General features: G+C 39.9%; 5 protein-coding genes. All 5 read left to right on the top strand.

Going from position 1 to position 1,543, the window contains the following annotated elements:
* Positions 1 to 301 (top strand): phage holin family protein (locus BGC07_RS16075; RefSeq protein WP_235603468.1); only part of this gene is annotated, 301 nt, incomplete at its 5' end.
* A gap of 8 nt (positions 302 to 309) precedes the next feature.
* A complete protein-coding gene (locus BGC07_RS16070) occupies positions 310 to 555 on the top strand; it encodes a hypothetical protein (RefSeq protein WP_069314076.1) in 246 nt (81 codons plus the stop codon).
* 71 nt (positions 556 to 626) lie between these two features.
* Entirely contained in the window at positions 627 to 842 is a 216-nt protein-coding gene (locus BGC07_RS20895; protein ID WP_069314075.1) for a hypothetical protein, read from the top strand.
* Positions 799 to 1,341, top strand: coding sequence for a terminase small subunit (locus tag BGC07_RS16060; RefSeq protein WP_077217004.1), 543 nt, complete (start codon positions 799 to 801; stop codon positions 1,339 to 1,341). The genes BGC07_RS20895 and BGC07_RS16060 overlap by 44 nt, the downstream gene beginning before the upstream one ends.
* Positions 1,307 to 1,543 (top strand): hypothetical protein (locus tag BGC07_RS22765; RefSeq protein ID WP_235603467.1); only part of this gene is annotated, 237 nt, incomplete at its 3' end. The genes BGC07_RS16060 and BGC07_RS22765, both read left to right, overlap by 35 nt.

The raw sequence follows: 1,543 nt of genomic DNA, 5'->3' as shown, positions 1-1,543 counted from the left end.
CAACATGATTGATAATGACCATATCTTAAAGTGGTTCGGTCTGTTGGTTCTGTGCTGGTTCGGCGCAATTGCTCATTACATTAAATATTTAAGCGAAACGAAAGAGAAATTTGCGGCAATCGATTTTATTGCTCGCTTGCTTTGCTCTGCCTTCGCTGGCGTTATAACGCATTATTTTTGTGCGGCAATTAATTTGAACGATGCAATGACCGCAGGCTTGATCGGATTATCTGGCTATATGGGCGCTGAGTCCATGCAGCTTATATCGAATATTGTTAAGAGTTATTTTGCTCGTAAATAGGAAAATAGATGAATGCTTCATTTATTAAATTTTTGATTCAGATTGTCGGAAAAGTATTTGTATTCTTTTTTGCGATGCTTCGACGGCAAAAGTTAGAACAGGATAGAAGGAAGCAACAAGCGGAATATGACGACCTTCAAAAAAATGCTCCTGGTTGGTGGAGTAAGCATTTTAATCGTGGGATGCAGCCCCGTGACAAGTACAATGCCATTGAAACCAATCAAGCCAACCCTACACCCGATAGCAAGAAATAGCGGCGGTGTTTGTTTTGACAGAGCCGACAGCGTGAAGTTGGGTCGGTATATTTTAGATTTGGAAACAGGTTATGACTGAACAGAAGTTAAGAGAAGATTTGCTGAATTTGTCTTTTGAGATTAGAACACGGGCGGACGCAATGAAACGCTTTTTTCCTAGTGATCTTTCAAAAATAGGCAAAATCAACAGACTATTAGATCGAACCCTTGACCTTTATTTTGAAGTTTTAAACGGCGAAAAGGATGATGAACAAACTATCAGCGAAACACAAAAAATTTGCCACTGAGTTTTTAGTTGATTTAAATGCAACACAGGCGGCAATTAGAGCAGGATACAGCGAGAGAACTGCAAAAGTGCAGGGTGCAAGACTGTTAACGAATGCTAACATACAAGAATATATTCAATCACGACAAAGCAAGCTCCAAGAAAAAACAGAAATAACACAAGAGCGCGTTTTAACTGAATACGCTAAGGTGGCTTTTTCCAACATGAGCGACTTTGCAAATTGGTCTCCGTCTAGTGTGAACTTGATTGATTCTAATAGCCTGACATCTGATAAAACCGCTTGTATTGCTGAGATTACAGAAAACTCGACAGAAAACGGTTCAAATATAAAAATAAAGCTACATGACAAGTTAAGAGCTTTGGATGCGTTAGGCCGTCATCTTGGTTTATTTGTGCATAAGGTCGAGGCTGATATCAATTTGAACAAAAAATCTGACAAAGAAGAACTCAACGACTTATTATTTGATGAACTTATCGAGGATAACGAAACCGCCGAATGAAGGTAGCTGGCTTGATAAAATAAAATCATGGTCAGCAGCAAAAAAACGTAAATTTCTAAATTCTTTATCTGCCGAAAAGGCGCACTTATTACGCAACGATTGGCTCTACAATGCCAGAGCCGCGCAGTATCATCCACCTGGTGATTGGGACACATGGTTTATTCTAGCTGGTCGTGGCTTTGGTAAAACCCGTTCGGGCGCT

It is taken from the genome of Piscirickettsia litoralis (assembly GCF_001720395.1).
In the GTDB taxonomy this organism is placed as follows: domain Bacteria; phylum Pseudomonadota; class Gammaproteobacteria; order Piscirickettsiales; family Piscirickettsiaceae; genus Piscirickettsia; species Piscirickettsia litoralis.
This window is presented reverse-complemented; position numbering and strand designations above follow the sequence as displayed.